We start from the raw sequence: 17637 nt of genomic DNA on the forward strand, positions 1-17637 counted from the left end.
ACCAATGAACCGAACCCATCCGGACAAAACTGCCAGCTATGAGGCCAAACGCTGCGATAACCACCGTGCTTTTGCGCCGCGAACGCTGACAGCGTGGCTGTGCTATGATCCGGCGCCGGGCGTAGTGCTCTCGATCGTAGGAGCGGCCAGGAGCCCGGCCAATGAAACGCCGTCGACGTCTTCGAAAGCGTAACCGGCAGCGGCTAGCGGCTCATGCTCGCCGTCTGGCGAGGTAACTCTCGATCGAACGTTCTGGCGCTAATTTAGCCGGGCGTCGCGGATATGTAGCTCGCACCGCGACAACATCTATGAGCCCGTCGGGGTAAGAAGTCCGACGGGCTTTTTCATTTTGCAACAGGCGGTCGAAAGCTCTAGGGCGTTTCTCGCTTCGGCGAAGTCGCTGCACCGCGGTACGTCGCTGCGAATACCGCCGCGTCTTGCGCTGCTCTGAGCTCACGCGCCTCCTTTAGTGCCCTGCGCAGAAAAGGGTCCTCAGTCTCTTTCGTCAAAGTTATTAACTTATTGCAATCGTGGCAGTTGACCTGCAAGCCATCGCGAACCCGGTTAGCTCTTTCCCTAAATACACGCGTGCAAGCCGGGCAACGAATTTTGACCTTGGTGTCCATAGAATGCCCTTCGTCAAAGAGGGTAACGTGGCAGTGCCGACTTACGAAAGCCTGAAAGGGATCGTTCGATAGCGATGTATCCAGAGACCGCACTAGCGACCTCGCCAAAGGCATGGTGGACCGGTTTAGCGCGGGGCCGCGGACGTCCGAATTTTGATCGGAACTTCTTGCCGCTTACATGCCGATCGCGACGTCGATGCCGTACCGCGCGAAGGCAAGAGAGATCGCCAGCCCAACGAGGCTGAACAGGGTCACAATGGCCAATGTGGAGACCGGACGCGAAGCGGCGAGATCGGTAGCGGGCTTTGAAAGTGAGATCATCAGAAATCTCCCAGAGTCAGCAATGGGTGAGACGATAGGGGTCCGGCGTTACCGGCCGATTTCGTAACCTGTTTCAATTTGATTTCTTCCAGGCGCTGGCGACGAGCCTCAAAAAACTTACGCAGCCAGAGGCCCAGGTCGGCCGATCGGCGAAGATGAGCGTTGTGCAAGACTTGATCGAGATCCTGGAATTGAATGCCCTTGTGTTCCTGCATGGCTTTGCTCCCGCGTCGGGTAAGGGAAAGCACTTCAGGGGCGCTCGACGATCCGAGCAACCGGCTTCTTATGATGCGTCGGCTGAGGGTGCCCAACGATGGTCCATAAAGCTACCGCAGCGGCCACCGCGGTCAGAACTGTACTCGTGACCGGGTATCCTTTCGCGCGGACCATGGTTTAGTGCGACAGCTCGAGCTTCCGCATTTCCTGCAGGCGAGCCAGGCAATAGTCGCGATACAAGGCGTTGATGAAATCCCACATGACCTAATCCCCTCTGGTCCAATGACCGAACGCTAGGCCGGATTCGTTTCAGGCCTGCTTCGTGCGGACCGGAAAATGGTTTCGCGCGGCTCATGTCGCACTGGCGGCGGCTGACAGCCCAAAAAGATACGCCGTCGGGCTCGAAAAATCGTGTCCCGGCGGCGCCCTGCGACTGGGCCCCTGAAATCCCCCAGCGGCTTAGACTGTAGTACGTGCTGCGCAGCACAAATGTGAACTGCTTCACAATTGGCTTCGTGTTGTTTGACGGGAAGAGGAGCCGCCAACGGGGCTGGGGGGTGGCGGCTCCTCCCCGACACGAGACCGCTACTGTCCCCATGCGGACCCGTCCCAAGATCAGGATGCGCGCAAGTGGTTAATAAGGGCGTCGGTGTGCACCCGCCTGTGAACGCAGGTGTGCACCGGCAGGGTCTCCGCAATTATACGGGCGCGATTTTCATAGTGCTGTAACGGACGCCGGCCTTTAATCGCTGCATACTTTACGTGTTCATATTTTCGAATGGCCCGGCACGCAACTGCCGGGTTTTTCGTTCGCGGGGCGCGAGCGGGGAGAGAGCAGGGCTCGGGGCTACGGCTCCGCGTTCCCCCTCGATCGCTGTGGCAGATGATAAGTGAACGGATCTAGCGGACCGCCTTTTCCCTGCCGAACCAGCCAACCTCTATCGACCAGCTTGCGGCACGTCGGGTTGATCCGTTGCTGAGTGCCGCTTTTGCTCAATAGATGTTCGGCCAGTTCGCATTCGGTCTGACCAGGATTTGATCTCAGCTCGCGCAGGATATCGTCTGCCACGCTCATCAAGGTTCTCCGCTTGATCCACAAAGTGACGAAGTGCAGCCAATATCGACTGCAGCCTATATGACGGCCAAGCCGGGCAATTGTTTCTGGCTATTTAGTTGGACCCTGTCGTGGAGCGTGACATAGATCCCGCAAGAGCCCTTTGTTCCGCGTAGCGGAACGAGGGAAAGCCGGCCCCAGTCTTGGGGAAAACTGAGGCCGGTGGGTTGGGAAAAGGGGCCCGGGTTGGGCAGCAGCTTGGACCCCGACAAGAGATTATCGAAGAGCGCCGCTAGCGCGAGTCGAAACGTCAGGCAATCCGGCGAAAGATTCGTGAGGGCGGGTATTCCTACAGCCTCAGCCGAAGTTCTCCTTGCACGAATGCTCGACAAAAATAGATGCCCTCTGTCTTGAGCGCGACCGTCTCAAAGCCGCGCTACCTGTGTCGAAAGGACGAGTTCTCGGTGGGCGGAAATGGTAGCCGGAGCGATGTCAGTTGTGGTACGTCTCATCCACACGTGCAGGGGATACGATGTCCAAGCAAACGGCGAAAGCCGAGATCACGGCGGAGGTGATTATCGTTCGGCTGCGCCGCGTCGAGGAGTGGCGTCGGGCACGCCTCCAGAGGCGGCTAGCCGTAGGCCCCACGGCTCACAAGCAAGCCATCCGGGTCGCCTCTATCTGGAGGTCGGTGCCCGCCGCATGGCCGTTGAGCGCGGGCTGATCGAGCGATAGCGAGACTTTGAGGCGCACCCACGGGGCTAGATCACTCGGGCTCCTCGGTTGGCCCATCAGCGTTGGCTCGCCGTCACCTCTCGAAGATGCAATTCAACTTCCGTGAGGCTGTAAGGCTTGGGAATGAACCGCCCGCCAGCCGGAAGTTTGTCCCGCACGTTCACGGCCGAAGTGGCGATAATCGCAATGGGCGGCCAGCGGTCGCGAACCGCCGCAGCGAGCTTCAAACCATCCATTGAACCGGGCATCTGGATATCAGTGAAGATTACCCGGACATCGTCTCGTGCCTCAAGGATGGCTATGGCGTCGTCAGCGTTCTCCGCCGTGAGAGCTTGAAACCCCGCCGCCTCGACCATATTGGCCGCGTGCAAGCGGATCAGAAATTCGTCTTCGACCACGAGTACAATCAGGCGCGTCATTTTTGGGCCGCCCGTAAAGGATCGGGACCAATCCGGCCGCGCGGCCCATGTTCCTGTAAGCACTGGCGATTGTTCGGAAGGTCAGCCGGCCGCAAAAACTAAAGCCGCCGCGCCGGGTTGAGATCGGTGCGACGGCTCTGGGCTGGATACGCTGCGCGGCGCAGAGTGTCACCGGGTCGAGTAAAGAAACCATCAACAGGCCGCGTTAATGGCCTCCACGAGCGCACGATACGTCTCGTGATTTGGCGCGTTCTCAAAGTTCTCCCACGCGCTCGCTAAGGCATTCCAGATTTCATAAGGCATGCGTCGTCTCCGGTCCTGATCGCTCATGGTGACCCGGCCCGCATGAAACAATCGTTAGCGGTCCCGCAACAGCTTCCGCTTGCCCCAGTGGTGCTCTTTGCGATCAGGATTGAAGACGCGCTCGTCGTGACGGTTGAGGGCCTTCATGACGCCGATGCGCTCCAACATCGTTGGCCCGGTCCGACTGTTCGCCACGAGGATCAGCACTTCAATGGCGGCTTTCCGGATGCTTGTTCGCCCACTGCCAGTACAGATCGAAGGCGTCCATCATAGATCCCTCCCGCACGCCTCGGAAGAACGGGTGCCGCACCTTGCCCTCGGCCGATCTGGCGCGGTACTCGATCTCGGCCAATAGCTCCGGTTCAACCCAGATCGCCTTGTGGGCGATGCGCTTGCTGTGCAGGGTTGCGTCTTTCGGATCAGCGGCGTCAGGCGCTGGCGTAGGTCCGCGATGGAGGCAAGGTATTGTCGAGTTGCTTCGCTCGCGTCGCGTGCCGCAAGTGGCGGTGCTGGCGCTGATGTCTTTTGCCTTTGCCGGCTGCAGCGCCGACATGTCGTCGCGCTTCTCCCAAAACTCCTACTCGCATGTCGAAGCCGTGGTCGACCTTGCCAGCATAGACCAGATCATCGCCCTTGCGGCGGCCTGTTAATCGGGGTACAATATCGACGCCGTCTATCCGAAGTTGATCAAGCACTTAGGATGCCGATCGGCGCTTGGACCCCACGCCGATTAACAGCGCAGGTTCGTTGCAAATAGCTGCCGCAGATCCATTGCGTCAGCCAAGCGGCTTGTGGTTTAGGGGTCCTATGCCTTTTTGAGACGACTCACTCCGATGTCGCTGCAGTTGCGCCGACCGGTCCGGCCCTAACCCCTACGACCATGCCCACCGCGCGACTTATCTGAGGTTGCTCGATGCTCAGGCCGAAGGTGCTGGCTGGCGCCAGGTCGTGCGAATTGTATTGGAAATCGATCCAGATCGAGAACCGGAACGAGCGCGCAACGCGTTTGAAAGCCATCTCGGCCGAGCCAGGTGGATGATTGAACACGGTTACAAGCATCTGTTGAAGGGCGTTTAGATAGATTCAGATACGTGGGCCCGTGGCCCGCCTGTAGTGGCGTCACGCTGACGCTTCTGCGGCTGCCCTGCCTCTCGACCTCGAATGGCCCCCGCTCGCGCTCCCTCCGGCACACGTTGAAATCGTGCCGCTAGACAAGCGTCACATCATCCGAATTGTACGCAATTGCGTCCGAAACTGCGCCGATTGGTATTCGGTCGTTGTCGAGCACTCGCTTCATCTCTAGCTGGTCCGCATCTCTTCAAGTGATGCCGTCCGCAGTCGAGCGTATCGCGCAATCGGTTGGGCCGAACGCACGATGACCGACGAGCCGCAATCAAAGCAAGATCGATGACGATAGCAAAACGCGACGCAGCCCTCCGGTCTGCCGTTGAAAAACTCGGCCTCACTGTTGCGGACGTTGTGGCACTTTCCTCACTCGGCCAGACGTCCGTCTATAAGGCGATTAGGGAAGGGCGCTTGCGAATTCGCAAATATGGCACGCGAACCATTATCACGCGCGCCGACCTGGCGTCCTTCTTGGAGAACCTGCCCGATGGACCGAGAAGCCCGAGGAGTGATATCCTCGTTGATCTAGACGAGAGGCCCAAATCCCTCAGGCGGCTCTGATCGACTTGACGTTGTCTTTCGGTGGTCGCGTCGCGAAGTCCGCAAACGCTTGCATCACGACACGGCGCTTCCTTAGCGCCTCGCCGCGCTTGTAAGCCTTTTCAGCATCATCGCCGGTGATGTGATGCAGGCAATGCTCGACGATCTCCTCCTCGAAGTCGGTTTCTTCCTGCGCCCAGGTCCGGAATGTAGTGCGGAAGCCGTGCACCGTTAGGGTTTCATCTCCTGTGATCTGCTTCAAATGCTTGAGCATCGTCATGTTGGAGATCGGCTGCTTCAGGCTGCGACCCGGAAATACGAACTCGTCACTCACGCGGCTCTCATAGGCCTCGCGCAGATGGGCCAATGCCTGCCGGGCCAGTGGCGTGCGTTTGGGCCGTTCATTCTTGGTATCAATCGTGTTCAGATCCCAGAGTCCGCTTTCGAGATCGAGCTGCGACCAGCGCATGCTCTGCACTTCATTGGTGCGCGCCAATGTGAGGATCGCGACTTCAAGCGCCCGCGTACTTTGATCTGAATTGGCGGTGAGCTTCTGCATGAACGCCGGTAAGTCTTGGTAGTCCATGGCCTTGTGGCTGCCGCGGACGGTGCCACGCTTGCGCTGCTTCGGCATGATCGGCTTCAGCCGGCTGTCCCAATCCGCCGGGTTGTGTTTCGGCCGCAGGTCCAACGCTATGGCTGCGTCCAGAATCTTCTTGATCCGCTGGCGCGCGTCGCGTGAGACCTCGCGTTGATGCCAGACCTTCCGCAGAACGGCGATCACGTGCTCGGTCTCGATCTGGTCGAGCTGCAGCTTGTGCAGCGGTTGGCAGGTAACCTGCACGATGCGACGGAGCTTGTTGCGCGCAGCCTTGTGTTTCAGGCCGGTCTCATAGGTCTGACGCCATTCCTCGGCGAATTCGCCGAACAGGCGCGATCCTTGCGCGCGGCGCTTCTCGTCATCGCGCTGTTCTCTCGGATCAATCCCCTTGGCGAGAAGTCGCAGGGCATCGATCGCCTTGTCCTTGGCCTCGGATAGCTTGAGGCCGGCCGCCTTGGCCGAGCCGAAACCCATCTTTTTGACAATCCCATTGCGCTGATAGCGGAACGCCCAGCGACGGCCACCGGTGGGCGTCACAACCAGATAGAGATTGTTGCCGCACGGGTATTCGCCGGGGCCAACAGCAAGGTAGTTCTTTCCGGTGATTTCCGGCTTCTCAGTTGGAATCTGCATGGGAGATTCGAACTCCTGTCCCTCGGGGAATAACGCGCTCGACGAGCGAAGGGAGATTCTAACTCAGACCGAGGGACAGTTGAAGGGGTGTTCCGGCGCCGGAACGTCGGCGATGGCGAGCGACGGCCAGCGACCTCCAGCGAAGCAATAAACCCATATAGAACATGGGTTTATTGAACGCGTGGCGACGGCCGGCGATGATGTGTGAAGGTTGGCAAAAGTGGGCTTGGCGCGCTCGGAGAGATTCGAACTCCCGACCCTCGGAATCGAAATCCGATGCTCTATCCAGCTGAGCTACGAGCGCGTTGGTTTGGTCGATTACCAGACCTGAAGCGAAACGGCCAGTGACGGCCGCCTCAGAAGCAGGTCGCCTCAGAAACAAGGATGCCGGCGGCGGTCCTGGCCGATATAGGCGGCCGAGCTCTGGTAGCATTTGTTGGTCGCGGGGCCGTCGTAATAGGCGAAGGTGCCCGCATCCGGGCCGGGGCCGTAATTGTGCAGATAGCTGATGTGGTAGGGCAGGCCCCGATAGGCGTGCCTGTAGTGGTGATGCCGGTGGTGCGGGTAGACCGAGAGGTCGGCCGCGGCGGCCGGGGTGAGGGCGAGAGCGGCCGAGGCTGTCAAGGCAATGGCAAACGCGGCGAAAAGCTTCATTTTGGTCATTGGCGGCCTCCGGGCATTAAGCTGAATCGGCATTTCCGATCGATCCGGATGCCATTTAACGCGAAACCGGGACGAAAAGCTGCGGGAAATCAGCCACAGCGCGCCAAAATTCGCCTTTTTGGCGATGCTTAACGGATTGCCAACACAGTCCAGCCAGAGTCTTGGGGTCAGGTCCGTCCGGGCCGACCCTCCCTGACCGGGCATTTCGGTTTCGAACGTTCCATGCGCATCACGCCCCTTGCCTTGCTGTTCCTCGCCCTGGCTGCAGCGCCCGCGCGGGCGGAGCTGCACATCACGCGCGACCATGGCGGCTATGTCGAGGAGTACAAGGCCAAGTACAAGCGCGTCCGCGACCGTGGCGAGCGCGTCATCATCGACGGCATCTGCAACTCGGCCTGCACGCTGGTGTTCGGCATCGTGCCGATGAACAAGATCTGCGTGACGCCGAAGGCGAGCCTCGGCTTCCACGAGGCCTATTACGACAAAGCCTTCACCTTCGGCATCAAGGTCACCAGCATGGAGGGCACCTCCGACCTGATGTCCTATTACCCCAGCACGGTGAAGGACTGGATCCGCAGGAACGGCGGGCTCACCACCGAGATGAAGAAGATCAAGAACGGTGCCGAGCTCTGGAAGATCGTCGATCCCTGTCCGGACGAGTGGTAGGGCCGCCGTTTTCCGCCACACGCGCGCGCGAGCTTTCAATCACAACGGGCTCAGCGCCAGCCGCCCAGCTTGCGTCAGGGCGCTACAGCGGAAGATCGCGCCCATGTTCTCCGTCTGGCCGGGAAAATCCCCATCCCACGAGTAGTAGAGGCTCGCGGCGAGCCGTCCCTGGTCGACAAAATGCTTCAGCGTGGTTCGCTCGGCCTCGACCAGTTGCACACGGGTCTCGTCGCGCAGCGGGCAGGACTGGTCGTGGTTGTTGAAGGCCCATTCGGTGAGCCAGCACGGCTTGTCCCGGGTGCAGACATGAAAGATGTCCTCGAGCACGGGGATGCGTTGCGCGATGGTCTCGTGCGGATCGCCGCTGGTATAGGCATGTACGCCATAGCCCTCGACGAAGCGGTCGACGCAATGCTGATGCAGGAAGGAGATCGTGTCGGCGACCGCGCTTGCGGTTTGCCCGTTGAACGATTTCGGGCTGGGCTTTGCGACATTGGCGAGACCTCCCGTGATGATCGGCGTCGCCTTGTTGAGTCTGGAGTGATCGCGGACATCCTTCACGACCGTCATGATCTTGATCAGTTGCAGGTAACCTTCGGCGACCCGGCGAGCCTCCGCATCCCCGGGGTTGTCGAGATCGGACAGCCCGAGCACGCGCCCGCTGCCGTGTGCGGGGAAGTCGGCGTTGTAGCCGACGGTGTTGAACTCGTTGCCGATCTCGAACGTCGCCAGCTTGACGCCGGCGTCTTCCAGCGCCGCGAGCTGGGCTGAGAATAACTTTTTGAACGCTTCCGGATCAGCGTCGACCAGCGCCGGGACGCGCCAGCGGCGTCCGGCGCCGGGATCGACCTCGCTGGTATGCTGCTGCGTCCCGCCCAACGTGGGATAGATGATGGCGACCGTCCCGATGCCGCGCTTGTAGGCCGCGATGATGAAGCGGTTGAACTTCTCATCCATCTTCGAGGGAAATCCCTCGCGGATCGTGGTGACGCCGTAGCCGTGCAGCTCGTTGAGCTTGGCGTCCTGTTTGGCGTCGTCGACACCGCCAAGTCCGCGGATATTGACGCCGACAATCACCTTCTCCGGCGCTGCCGCCTGGACCTTGAACGCGGCCGCGGCAATGCAGAGCGTCGCAACAATCCAAAACCTGCGCACGAGGGCACCTCCGCTCGCCGACACTATGGCTGCGATCTTGGCGCGGCGATGACGACGCGCATACGCCCCGCGCATGCGAGGCGCAGGGGCGGCGGCTGAAGCCCGAGGTCGTTCTCCCCTCACGAGATTGTTGCCTGCAGGCTCGGCTGATGGCAGGCTAAAATCCAATATTCATCTCATCTTGTAGAAGTTCTCCCGTGAGTGGCAGGCAAAACAATCTCCTTGCTCAGGCCTTGCAACAAGGCGCACAGGCGCTGCGAACACAGCAGTTCGGTCTGGCAGAGAAGATCGCGACCGAAATCCTGAAATCGAGCCGCACGGACCGGAATGCCGCACTGATCCTGGCTCATGCCCTGAGGGGCCTGAATCGGGCAGGCGATGCGATTGCCTCGCTCGAAAGGGTTGCGCGCCGCGGCAACGACGGGGAAATCGAGACCCTGCTTGGCGCATCGCTATGCGATTCCGGACGTGCACCTGACGGCATCGAGCAACTGCGGCGTACTGCTGCCCGGCGCCCAGCCTATTTGCCCGCCTTCCAGGAACTAGCAGGTCAGCTTTCCAAAGCCGGACAACTCGACGAAGCCATCCGGACCATTCAGGATGGTGCTGCGCTGGCCCCTGACAGCGTTGAGTTGAAGCTCGATCTGGGACGCCTGTTTCAGCAGAACGGTGAGCGTGCCAAGGCCCGCGACATCCTGACGATAGCGCGTGATGCTGCGCCCGGACGCCCGGACGTCTTAAGCGAACTTGGCCGGGTGCTGCTTCTCGATGGAGACTACACTGCCGCTGCGGACGCCTACCGCCACGCGCTCGCGCTGCGTCCGGACGACGGCCTGACCCGCGCCAATCTCGCCACCTGTCTCATGGAGAGGGGAGAGCGCGACGCCGCCGAGGCGACGTTGCGCGTGGTGATGCGCGGCCGGCCGCATTTGCTCGGTCGCGCCGCCTATGTGCTTGCCGCGTCATCCCATGGCCGCTTTTTCTTCGATCTGAGCGCGGTTGCGAAATTCCTGGATAGCGAAACGTCCTGATGCAAGCAGAATCGAAGCTCTAGATTCTTGTTTTGACGCGTTTTCTTCACGCGAACCGGCGTCCACTTCGCTCGAAAACGCTCTATAACCTGAATTTCTTTCGGTAGAGATCGTGCTGCCGTCCCAGCTCATTTCGGAATTCGTGAACCCGTGCGGTTTCTTCCGTCGTGAAAGAAGACGTCTGCGCGGTCCAGTCGTCTCGCTTGACCGGAATGCATTGCGCGATCGGCGTGCCCTTCGGGAGAACGCCTTTGAAATTCCTGTCATGCCAATGCGCGGGGAAGTGCACCCAGGTATCGGTATAAACGTCGCAATTGACCAGCCCGCTGAGCGTGGTGAATGGCAGATCGAAGCGATTGACGGGGTGCGTGAAGTAGACCGCGTATCCCGGCGGGGCCTCGATGGCCCACAAATTGTGGAATTTCATGAAGAAGCGGCCGGAGTCGAAAATCGGCGTACCGCTGACCTGGCCCGGATCATGGAATCCGATCGGCGAGCGGGGAAAATCGAGCTCGCCTCCCGGCGGGATATCGTTGTCCCAGGTGATCTCCCCGTTCTCGACCCTCAAGTCGCAGATCAGCGGAAGCAGGAAGCCGTGCGTCATGGCGTCGACAAACGGGGGGCACCGCTTGACCGTTTCCTCGTCGCGCAGATTGATCGAACTGAAGGCTTTCGCCGGCATCGCCTTGAGCCAGTCGGGAACGCCCTGGGCCGCCGGTATGGGCGGCGGAAGATGTCCTTCGAGTTCTTTCGGACAGCGAAATTTAAGCGTCAGTTTGTCGTTGTTGGGCATGGGGCGCGCTTCCGTGGCCAAGTTCCGTTCCGATTCCACGGAACGGAGATAGCTCTAGAGAATGCCATAGGCAGGAGTCCACGATCAATTGATCGTACGGCGCCAGGGGGCTCAGGCAGGGTCAACCCGCCAACAACCATCGTCGAGATTCCGGATCACTGAGTTGCCCGACGGCGCAAGCCCTTGCGTCAACAATATTTCGGTTTATCGAAAGTGCAACTCAGTGTATAGATATTCCCGTTTCACCCGACTGAGGGGCGAGCGCACGTCACGAATGCGCGGTGAGATGCGGTGGACGCCGAGTGCGTGACTGACGAGCACGCATGAAGCGGACGGTGAAGTCGTGTGGTCCCGACGCCCCAGTGGCAGGCAAAAGTTCGCAAGATGCATGCGCGTCGCGCGGACGATGGTGACAAAAAAGCCCGGTCTCGCCGGGGAGAGCACGTATAAGCCGTAACCCATCGCGCAGGGAAAGCCGGGTTGTTTCCGGTTACACCTGTGGTCCTACCCCGGTGCTTTTTGTTGCACCGGGCCCATGGGTGCAATCGGCACCCGGCTTTCCCTGCGCCCTCTGTTCAAGGAGAGGGCGGAACGACAAGCAAAGCTCGGGCGCATCGTGCCGCGAGAATGCGGATGTATGACTCACCAACCGCGCCACACATTCAGCGTCGTCCCTGCGAAAGCACGGACCCATAACCACAGATGCTGATTGTTGCGCAGCGCTGGAACGACGAATCCCGCCAACAACGCAAGCCGCGGAGTATGGGTCCCTGCTTTCGCAGGGACGACATTGTGCGTGAGGCGCCTGCGCATCACGCCCTGCAAAATTTCGCGATTGCCCATCGCCCCGTCTTCAGGCAATGACGGCTGCAAATGAACAAGAGCTTCGAGGAAACTGCCGCTCGCCTGGCGCCGGCGATTTTTGTCGTGCTGTGGAGCACGGGATTTATCGCCACCAAATACGTCATCAACAATGCCGATCCGCTGACCTATCTCGCGATCCGGATGGCGTTCGTCGTCGTGGTGATGACTGTCATCGCCGCGGTCTCGCGGCCGAAATGGCCGGACGCGACAGGGGTGTTGCACAGCGCGGTCGCCGGCATCCTCGTTCATGGCTTCTATCTCGGCGGCACCGCAATCGCGATCGCGCATTCGATTCCCGCCGGGCTCTCGGCGCTGATCCCGGGCCTGCAGCCGATCCTGACCTCGACGATCGCCAACCGCTGGTTAGGGGAGCGCGTCACGCCGCTGCAATGGGGCGGGCTCGTGCTCGGGCTCGCCGGCGTCGTCCTGATCCTGCACAACCGGCCGATGACAGGCGAGGCGGGCTGGGGCTGGCTCGCTTCCGGCGTTTCGCTGATCAGCATCACCCTGGGCACGCTCTATCAGCGGCGCTACTGCAACACGATCGACTGGCGCGCCGGCAATCTCGTGCAATACATCGCAGTTACGATCTTCTTTGGGATCGGCGCGTGGCTGTTCGAGACCAATGTCGTGCATTGGACGACAGAATTCATGCTGGGGCTGGCCTGGCTGGTGTTCGCGCTGTCGATCGGCTCGATCGGGCTGTTGTACTGGCTGATCCGCCACCATGCCGCGACCTCGGTCGCGAGCCTGTTCTATCTGGTGCCGGCGGTGACCGCGCTGATGGCCTATGTGCTGTTCGGCGAGCGGCTCGACGGCGTCGCGATGGCAGGCATGGCCGCCTGTGCCGGGGCGGTGCTTTTGGTCAACCGCCGCAAGTAGGTTCAGTCCTTGCCGCGGATCTTGGCGTAGGCTGCAAGCGCGCGCTCGCGGCCCTGCTTGTGATCGACGATCGGCTGCGGATAGGTTGTGCCGAGCTCGATGCCGGCGCTTGCGAGCTCGATCGGCGTCGCAGTCCAGGGCTGATGGATCAGGCCGTTCGGCAGCCGCGTAAGCTCCGGCACCCAGCGCCTGACATAGGCGCCATCGGGGTCGAATTTCTCGCCCTGCAGGATCGGATTGAAGACGCGGAAGTAGGGCGCGGCATCGGCGCCGGAGCCCGCGACCCATTGCCAGTTGGCGGGATTGGATCCGGCGTCGGCGTCGACCAATGTGTCCCAGAACCATTGTTCGCCGGCGCGCCAGTCGATCAGGAGATGCTTGACCAGGAACGAGGCGACCACCATCCGCACCCGGTTGTGCATCACGCCGGTGTGCCAGAGTTCGCGCATGCCGGCGTCGACGATCGGGTAACCAGTCTGGCCGCGCTGCCAGGCCTTCAGGGCACGGGCGTCATGCTTCCACGGAAAGCCGTCGAAATGCGCCTGCAGGTTCCGCTCGGCCAGGTCGGGGACGTCGAACAGCAGATGGCGGCAGAATTCGCGCCAGCCGAGTTCGCTGAGGAACTTGTCGATGTCGCCGGAGAGGCGCGGGTGCTCGGCAGCGGCGAAGCGGGCGGCGTGCCAGATTTGGCGCGGGCCGATCTCGCCGAACCGCAGATGCGGCGAGAGACACGAGGTGCCATCGCGGTCCGGGCGGTCGCGGTCGTCGCTGTAGCCATGGACGATCTCGGCGAGGAACGCCTTCAGCCGCGCCTGCGCTGCGGCCTCGCCGGGAGTCCAGTTCTCGCGGAGGTCGGCGGCCCAATCGGGCTTCGTGGGCTCGAGCGCCCAGTCGTCGAGGGCCTCGCTCGCGATACCGGGAACGGATGTGAGCTTCTTCGGCGCCGGCAACGGCTTTGGCGGACCGCCGAGCAACTGCACGCGCCGCCAGAATGGGGTGAACACGCGCAGGCCGCGGTTCTCCTTGTTGCGGATCGCCTTGGGTTCGACGAGCAGGTCGCCCGGAAAGATGTGCGAGGAGATGCCGTCACTTGCGAGCGCGACCTCAACTTCCCCTGCAACGGCTTGATGCGGCGCTTGCGCGATGTCGTTCCAGAACACGGCGCCGGCATTGGTTTGGCGCGCCAGCGCGGCGATCGCGGTGGCGGCCGGCCCCTTGCGCAGCACCAGCGATCCGCCGACCGCTGCGAGATCGGTGCCGAGCGCGCGCAGCGATTGCGCGAGCCACCAGCGCGTCGCGCCCCCGAGGGGGCGCGCGGCCGGCGGTCGCAGCGCCCGGCTTTCTTCGTCCAGTACGTACAGGCCGACGACCAGCGCACCGCGGCTGGCTGCTTCGTGCAGGGCCGGATGATCCGACAGCCGCAAGTCGTCGCGGAACCAGACGATGATCGGTCTTGCCTGCGCCACCCAAAGGCTACGTGCCTGCCGTTACTTCGGTTGCGGCACGATACGGATATATGGCTTCGGCGACTTCCAGCCCTGCGGGTAGATCGTCTTGGCCTCGTCGTCGCTGACCGAGCCGGCGATGATCACGTCCTCGCCCTGCTTCCAGTCGGCGGGGGTGGCGACGCGGTGCTTGGCGGTCATCTGCAGCGAGTTCGATCACGCGCAGGATCTCCTGGAAGTTCCGTCCCGTGGTCATCGGGTAGACCAGCACCAGCTTGATCTTCTTGTCCGGCCCGATCACGAAGACGTTGCGGACGGTCAGATTGTCGGCGGCGGTGCGGGTGAGGGGATCGCCGGAGGTCGAAGCTGGCAGCATGTCGTAGAGCTTCGACACGTTGTAATCGGTGTCGCCGATCATCGGGTAGTTCGGCGCCGCGCCCTGGGTCTCCTTGATATCCTCGGACCATTTGGCGTGGCGGTCGACCGGATCGACCGATAGGCCGACCAGCTTGACGCCGCGCTTGTCGAACTCGGGCTTGAGATGGGCGAGCGCGCCGAGCTCGGTGGTGCAGACCGGCGTGAAGTCCTTGGGATGGGAGAACAGCAGCGCCCAGCTGTTGCCGATCCAGTCATGGAACTTGATCTTGCCTTCCGTGGTCTCGGCTTCGAAGTCGGGGGCGACGGCGCCAATCTGAAGTGCCATGATTTTACCTCATCCTGTTGAAGTTACTGTTGAATTTCTTTTGAGCGTCGGCGCGAGTATACGAGGCGTCGACGCCCAAGTGAACTGGACGATGAAAAAGGCGAAATCCTTCCCCGGGGGAAGGGAATACCGAGCAATTTGTTTTGATCCTTAACCCTGCGGCGAAATAACAACTGCGACAGTAAAAGCTTGGAAATGCCCAGATAATGCCGTTTATCGCCCCCATCACACCGGCCCCGGCTGCTATACGACCGAACCATGACGGTGGTCACAGCGACCAAATAGCAACCATGTAAAAATCTCGAAACCCAAGTTTCGAATCATTAACCACTCGTTTACGCCCGCATGGAAAAGCTGGCCTGAAATAGGAACTGAAAGTACCCAATGTCCGCCCCAAGTACCAAGACCGCTGAGGTTCTCAGCGGTGCGTTGCAACCCTCCTGCCGCAACACCGCCGCCCAAGCGCTGACCATCGTCCGTGACGGCGTCATCACCGGCGAAGGCCCGACCACCAAGGGCCGTATCCATTTCTCCCGATCGCTCGATGCCGATGACGCCGCCTGGTGCGCGCGTATCCTGACGGCGGCCGCCGTTGCGCATCAGCCGATCAGCCGCGCCGAGGTCGAGGCGCTGTTCCAGATCGACGAGGCCGCGGCCGAGCGCAGCGACAATGGCCGTTTCGACGACCTGCTTGCCAAGGCGATCGCCCATCATGCGGCGTCGGAGTCCGGCCTGCCCGTTCCGCCGCGCAACGTCGCGCTGTCGCCCGATACCGATATCGAGGGCTGGGCGCCGGCGCAGGCAACCAAGATCGACACCAAGGTTTTGGAGTGGATCGCAAGCCAGATGCGCGGCAAGCGCCGTGCCGGTCACGCGCTCGCAGCCATGGTGGCGACGCTGGTCGGCGCTGCCGCGCTGCCGCTCGCAACCCAGCTGCCCAACGTGTTCGACATCGGGATGATGTAAGCCATCATCCCGAACGACTGTTATGCATGTGAGAGCGGCGGGGTTACTTCCCCGCCGTTTTCTGTTTGCCGTCGGCCTCGAGCCCAAGCGTCCGCCCCGGGAACCCGGCGACGTCGAAATAGCGGGTCGAGAGCACGCGCTGGAACTTGATCATCGTGCGCAGGCCATTGGCCGAAGGCTTCGAGGTGAGGGTGCCGTCAGCCATCTTCGGCACGATGCCGTTCGGCAGCGCTTCCGACATCACCCGCCCCACCAGCCCGCCATTGTTCGGCGTGCGCAGGCCGAGCAGCTGGGCGGCGGTGATGCCGACATCGGCATTGCTCACGGGGAGCGGATCGACATAGCCGGTCTTGAAGTCGGGGCCGTTCGCCGCGGTGAAGTTGTAGGTATCGCCGCGGCTGAAGCTGCCATGCATGCCCTGGCCCTGGCGCAGCACGGTGTCGGCGATCTGCACCGAGCAGTTGGTCGGGATCTCGCAACCGCTCGACCAGGAGCGGAAATTGACCACGATCGACGGGTTCGGCGTCGTCGCCTTGCCCTTCAAATTGAGGTTCGACATCGGCAGTGTGCCGGCGAATTTGCCGAGCTTGTCATCGACAAAGAGCCCGCTGATGTAGTCCTGCTCGAGCAGCGCCTTGACGACTCGCTCAGTGAGCTTCTTGTCCCGGTTCGGCAGATAGATCAGGTCCGAGCCGCCATTGGTTGCGACCACGACGTCGGGTTTGGCCGGGTCCTGGCCGAGCACGCCGTTGCCGGCCTTGGGGTGGGCGGTATCGGCGACGCGGGCGTTCTTGTCGTTGGGGTCGTAGAGCGGCAAGCTCAAGGCCTTGGCGAGATCGATCGCCAGGAAACCCATGGGGAGGAAATCCTTCGGCGTGTCGTCATAGGCGATCTTGGCCGACGGGCTTGTCTTGCTCTCCTTCGAAATGGTCGAGAAACCATGGTCGGAGGAGACGATGATATTGGTGGTAGCGGTAAGCCCGAGCTCGTCGAGCGCCTTGCGCAACTGCGCCAGATTGTTGTCGGCATTCTTGATACCGGCCATCGAGGTCGGGCCGTTGATGCCGGGGGTGATGGTGTTGAGGCTGTCGCCGGTGTTGTGCTGGCTGCCGTCCGGATCGCGCGACCAGAACACCAGCACGAACGGCTTATTGCGCGCCTTGAACATCGGCAGCACGACCTTGGTCGCGACATCGGCCATGTAGGCCTGCTGCGCCACATTGGCGACCGTCGTGCCGGGCGTCTTGGCGTCTCCCGCCTTGGCGTTGTCGCCACGGCCGGGCGTGGCGAGTGGCAAATTGGCCTTGGTCAGCGCGTCCTTCACCTCGTCGGAGATCGGAACGCCGGTCTTGCCGCCGGTGGAATCGTCGATCACGATGGTGTTCTTGCCGCGATCGGTGTGGTCGAACAGCAGCGTGGGGCCGACCTTGCCAATGGCCGCCGTGCTGAAGCCCTCGTGGCGGGCCATCTTCAGCAGCGTCTCTTCATTGAGATAGTCGCCGCCGAAATGATCGTCGATGTCGGCAAGCACCGCATCATTCTCGATGAAGGGAACGACGGTGTCGCCGGCAGGCACCGAAGTGTAGCCGGTGTAGATCGTGTTGGAGAACGTACCGGTGTCGCCGAGATAGTGGCCGGTCGACAGCGCCGAGCTGTTTGCCATCGTAAAGGTCGGGAACAGCGAATGCGAATTCTTGAAGTGGACGCCCTTGTCGCGCAGCGCGGCCATCGCCGGCGCCGTCTCAGACGTTACGATGCCGCCACGCAGGCCGTCCGGCACGAACAGGATGAGGTTGCGAGGCTTTGCGTTCTGCGCCGATGCGGCGGCCGCCGACAACGCGATCATGCTCGCGGACAACAGAGTAATGGCACGACGCATATGATTGTTTCCTCATG

At 61.5% G+C, this 17637-nt stretch carries 17 protein-coding genes, 1 tRNA gene and 2 pseudogenes; 6 read left to right on the top strand and 14 right to left on the bottom strand.

Features of this window, described 5'->3' with window-relative positions; all coding sequences use genetic code 11:
- Nucleotides 1-800 precede the first annotated feature (800 nt).
- The 6 genes and pseudogenes from ACP2YO_RS21165 to ACP2YO_RS21190 form a co-directional block, all read right to left on the bottom strand.
- The gene (locus tag ACP2YO_RS21165) at nucleotides 801-947 is read right to left on the bottom strand and encodes a hypothetical protein (RefSeq protein WP_426442524.1); all 147 of its coding nucleotides are present in this window, start codon (nucleotides 945-947) and stop codon (nucleotides 801-803) included.
- Nucleotides 947-1162, bottom strand: a complete 216-nt coding sequence (locus ACP2YO_RS21170; protein WP_426442525.1) for a hypothetical protein — start codon at nucleotides 1160-1162, stop codon at nucleotides 947-949. Before ACP2YO_RS21170 ends, ACP2YO_RS21165 begins: the two co-directional genes overlap by 1 nt.
- Nucleotides 1163-2010: 848 nt before the next feature.
- A complete protein-coding gene (locus tag ACP2YO_RS21175; protein WP_426442526.1) occupies nucleotides 2011-2238 on the bottom strand; it encodes a winged helix-turn-helix domain-containing protein in 228 nt (75 codons plus the stop codon).
- A gap of 770 nt (nucleotides 2239-3008) precedes the next feature.
- Nucleotides 3009-3371, bottom strand: coding sequence for a response regulator (locus tag ACP2YO_RS21180; protein WP_426442527.1), 363 nt, complete (start codon nucleotides 3369-3371; stop codon nucleotides 3009-3011).
- 357 nt (nucleotides 3372-3728) lie between these two features.
- Complete coding sequence (locus tag ACP2YO_RS21185; RefSeq protein WP_426442528.1) at nucleotides 3729-3881, bottom strand: hypothetical protein; 153 nt, start codon at nucleotides 3879-3881, stop codon at nucleotides 3729-3731.
- A 70-nt stretch (nucleotides 3882-3951) separates the two neighbouring features.
- Nucleotides 3952-4366: pseudogene (locus ACP2YO_RS21190) on the bottom strand (hypothetical protein); the annotation flags it as partial.
- 214 nt (nucleotides 4367-4580) lie between these two features.
- On the opposite strand from ACP2YO_RS21190, the gene ACP2YO_RS21195 reads away from it, so the two are divergent.
- A complete protein-coding gene (locus ACP2YO_RS21195) occupies nucleotides 4581-4751 on the top strand; it encodes a hypothetical protein (RefSeq protein WP_426442529.1) in 171 nt (56 codons plus the stop codon).
- Between the two features lie 330 nt (nucleotides 4752-5081).
- Complete coding sequence (locus tag ACP2YO_RS21200; protein ID WP_426442530.1) at nucleotides 5082-5360, top strand: helix-turn-helix domain-containing protein; 279 nt, start codon at nucleotides 5082-5084, stop codon at nucleotides 5358-5360.
- On the opposite strand, the gene ACP2YO_RS21205 is transcribed toward ACP2YO_RS21200, so the two are convergent.
- From ACP2YO_RS21205 to ACP2YO_RS21215, 3 genes are all read right to left on the bottom strand, one after another.
- Nucleotides 5347-6573, bottom strand: a complete 1227-nt coding sequence (locus ACP2YO_RS21205) for a tyrosine-type recombinase/integrase (protein ID WP_426442531.1) — start codon at nucleotides 6571-6573, stop codon at nucleotides 5347-5349. The two genes, ACP2YO_RS21200 and ACP2YO_RS21205, sit on opposite strands and share 14 nt — an antisense overlap.
- A 227-nt stretch (nucleotides 6574-6800) precedes the next feature.
- Nucleotides 6801-6877: transfer RNA gene (locus tag ACP2YO_RS21210), tRNA-Arg, on the bottom strand.
- A gap of 68 nt (nucleotides 6878-6945) precedes the next feature.
- On the bottom strand, nucleotides 6946-7236 hold the full coding sequence (locus ACP2YO_RS21215) for a hypothetical protein (RefSeq protein WP_426442532.1): 291 nt from the start codon (nucleotides 7234-7236) through the stop codon (nucleotides 6946-6948).
- A gap of 222 nt (nucleotides 7237-7458) precedes the next feature.
- Here ACP2YO_RS21215 and ACP2YO_RS21220 point away from each other — a divergent pair, with 222 nt between their 5' ends.
- On the top strand, nucleotides 7459-7902 hold the full coding sequence (locus ACP2YO_RS21220; RefSeq protein ID WP_426442533.1) for a hypothetical protein: 444 nt from the start codon (nucleotides 7459-7461) through the stop codon (nucleotides 7900-7902).
- A gap of 39 nt (nucleotides 7903-7941) precedes the next feature.
- On the opposite strand, the gene ACP2YO_RS21225 is transcribed toward ACP2YO_RS21220, so the two are convergent.
- A complete protein-coding gene (locus ACP2YO_RS21225) occupies nucleotides 7942-9057 on the bottom strand; it encodes a hypothetical protein (RefSeq protein WP_426442534.1) in 1116 nt (371 codons plus the stop codon).
- Nucleotides 9058-9254: 197 nt separating this feature from the next.
- Here ACP2YO_RS21225 and ACP2YO_RS21230 point away from each other — a divergent pair, with 197 nt between their 5' ends.
- The gene (locus tag ACP2YO_RS21230) at nucleotides 9255-10088 is read left to right on the top strand and encodes a tetratricopeptide repeat protein (RefSeq protein WP_426442535.1); all 834 of its coding nucleotides are present in this window, start codon (nucleotides 9255-9257) and stop codon (nucleotides 10086-10088) included.
- An 82-nt stretch (nucleotides 10089-10170) separates the two neighbouring features.
- Here the strand turns inward: ACP2YO_RS21230 and ACP2YO_RS21235 are convergent, their stop codons facing one another.
- On the bottom strand, nucleotides 10171-10881 hold the full coding sequence (locus tag ACP2YO_RS21235; protein ID WP_426442536.1) for a hypothetical protein: 711 nt from the start codon (nucleotides 10879-10881) through the stop codon (nucleotides 10171-10173).
- An 873-nt stretch (nucleotides 10882-11754) separates the two neighbouring features.
- On the opposite strand from ACP2YO_RS21235, the gene ACP2YO_RS21240 reads away from it, so the two are divergent.
- The gene (locus tag ACP2YO_RS21240; protein ID WP_426442537.1) at nucleotides 11755-12627 is read left to right on the top strand and encodes a DMT family transporter; all 873 of its coding nucleotides are present in this window, start codon (nucleotides 11755-11757) and stop codon (nucleotides 12625-12627) included.
- Between the two features lie 2 nt (nucleotides 12628-12629).
- On the opposite strand, the gene ACP2YO_RS21245 is transcribed toward ACP2YO_RS21240, so the two are convergent.
- Entirely contained in the window at nucleotides 12630-14093 is a 1464-nt protein-coding gene (locus ACP2YO_RS21245; RefSeq protein WP_426442538.1) for a cryptochrome/photolyase family protein, read from the bottom strand.
- A 21-nt stretch (nucleotides 14094-14114) separates the two neighbouring features.
- Nucleotides 14115-14775 (bottom strand): annotated as a pseudogene (locus ACP2YO_RS21250) (peroxiredoxin).
- 384 nt (nucleotides 14776-15159) lie between these two features.
- Here ACP2YO_RS21250 and ACP2YO_RS21255 point away from each other — a divergent pair.
- On the top strand, nucleotides 15160-15741 hold the full coding sequence (locus ACP2YO_RS21255; protein WP_426442539.1) for a hypothetical protein: 582 nt from the start codon (nucleotides 15160-15162) through the stop codon (nucleotides 15739-15741).
- Nucleotides 15742-15784: 43 nt separating this feature from the next.
- On the opposite strand, the gene ACP2YO_RS21260 is transcribed toward ACP2YO_RS21255, so the two are convergent.
- On the bottom strand, nucleotides 15785-17620 hold the full coding sequence (locus ACP2YO_RS21260) for a nucleotide pyrophosphatase/phosphodiesterase family protein (protein WP_426442540.1): 1836 nt from the start codon (nucleotides 17618-17620) through the stop codon (nucleotides 15785-15787).
- Nucleotides 17621-17637: the final 17 nt, after the last annotated feature.

The organism is Bradyrhizobium genosp. P (genome assembly GCF_049949265.1).
In the GTDB taxonomy this organism is placed as follows: Bacteria; Pseudomonadota; Alphaproteobacteria; order Rhizobiales; family Xanthobacteraceae; genus Bradyrhizobium.

Bases quoted from the DNA above. Each gene is read 5' to 3' on its own strand.
- ACP2YO_RS21200 (WP_426442530.1), top strand. From the start codon at position 5,082: ATGACGATAGCAAAACGCGACGCAGCCCTCCGGTCTGCCGTTGAAAAA.
- ACP2YO_RS21180 (WP_426442527.1), bottom strand. From the start codon at position 3,371: ATGACGCGCCTGATTGTACTCGTGGTCGAAGACGAATTTCTGATCCGC.
- ACP2YO_RS21175 (WP_426442526.1), bottom strand. From the start codon at position 2,238: ATGAGCGTGGCAGACGATATCCTGCGCGAGCTGAGATCAAATCCTGGT.
- ACP2YO_RS21165 (WP_426442524.1), bottom strand. From the start codon at position 947: ATGATCTCACTTTCAAAGCCCGCTACCGATCTCGCCGCTTCGCGTCCG.
- ACP2YO_RS21260 (WP_426442540.1), bottom strand. From the start codon at position 17,620: ATGCGTCGTGCCATTACTCTGTTGTCCGCGAGCATGATCGCGTTGTCG.
- ACP2YO_RS21255 (WP_426442539.1), top strand. From the start codon at position 15,160: ATGTCCGCCCCAAGTACCAAGACCGCTGAGGTTCTCAGCGGTGCGTTG.
- ACP2YO_RS21215 (WP_426442532.1), bottom strand. From the start codon at position 7,236: ATGACCAAAATGAAGCTTTTCGCCGCGTTTGCCATTGCCTTGACAGCC.
- ACP2YO_RS21235 (WP_426442536.1), bottom strand. From the start codon at position 10,881: ATGCCCAACAACGACAAACTGACGCTTAAATTTCGCTGTCCGAAAGAA.
- ACP2YO_RS21240 (WP_426442537.1), top strand. From the start codon at position 11,755: ATGAACAAGAGCTTCGAGGAAACTGCCGCTCGCCTGGCGCCGGCGATT.
- ACP2YO_RS21205 (WP_426442531.1), bottom strand. From the start codon at position 6,573: ATGCAGATTCCAACTGAGAAGCCGGAAATCACCGGAAAGAACTACCTT.
- ACP2YO_RS21220 (WP_426442533.1), top strand. From the start codon at position 7,459: ATGCGCATCACGCCCCTTGCCTTGCTGTTCCTCGCCCTGGCTGCAGCG.
- ACP2YO_RS21170 (WP_426442525.1), bottom strand. From the start codon at position 1,162: ATGCAGGAACACAAGGGCATTCAATTCCAGGATCTCGATCAAGTCTTG.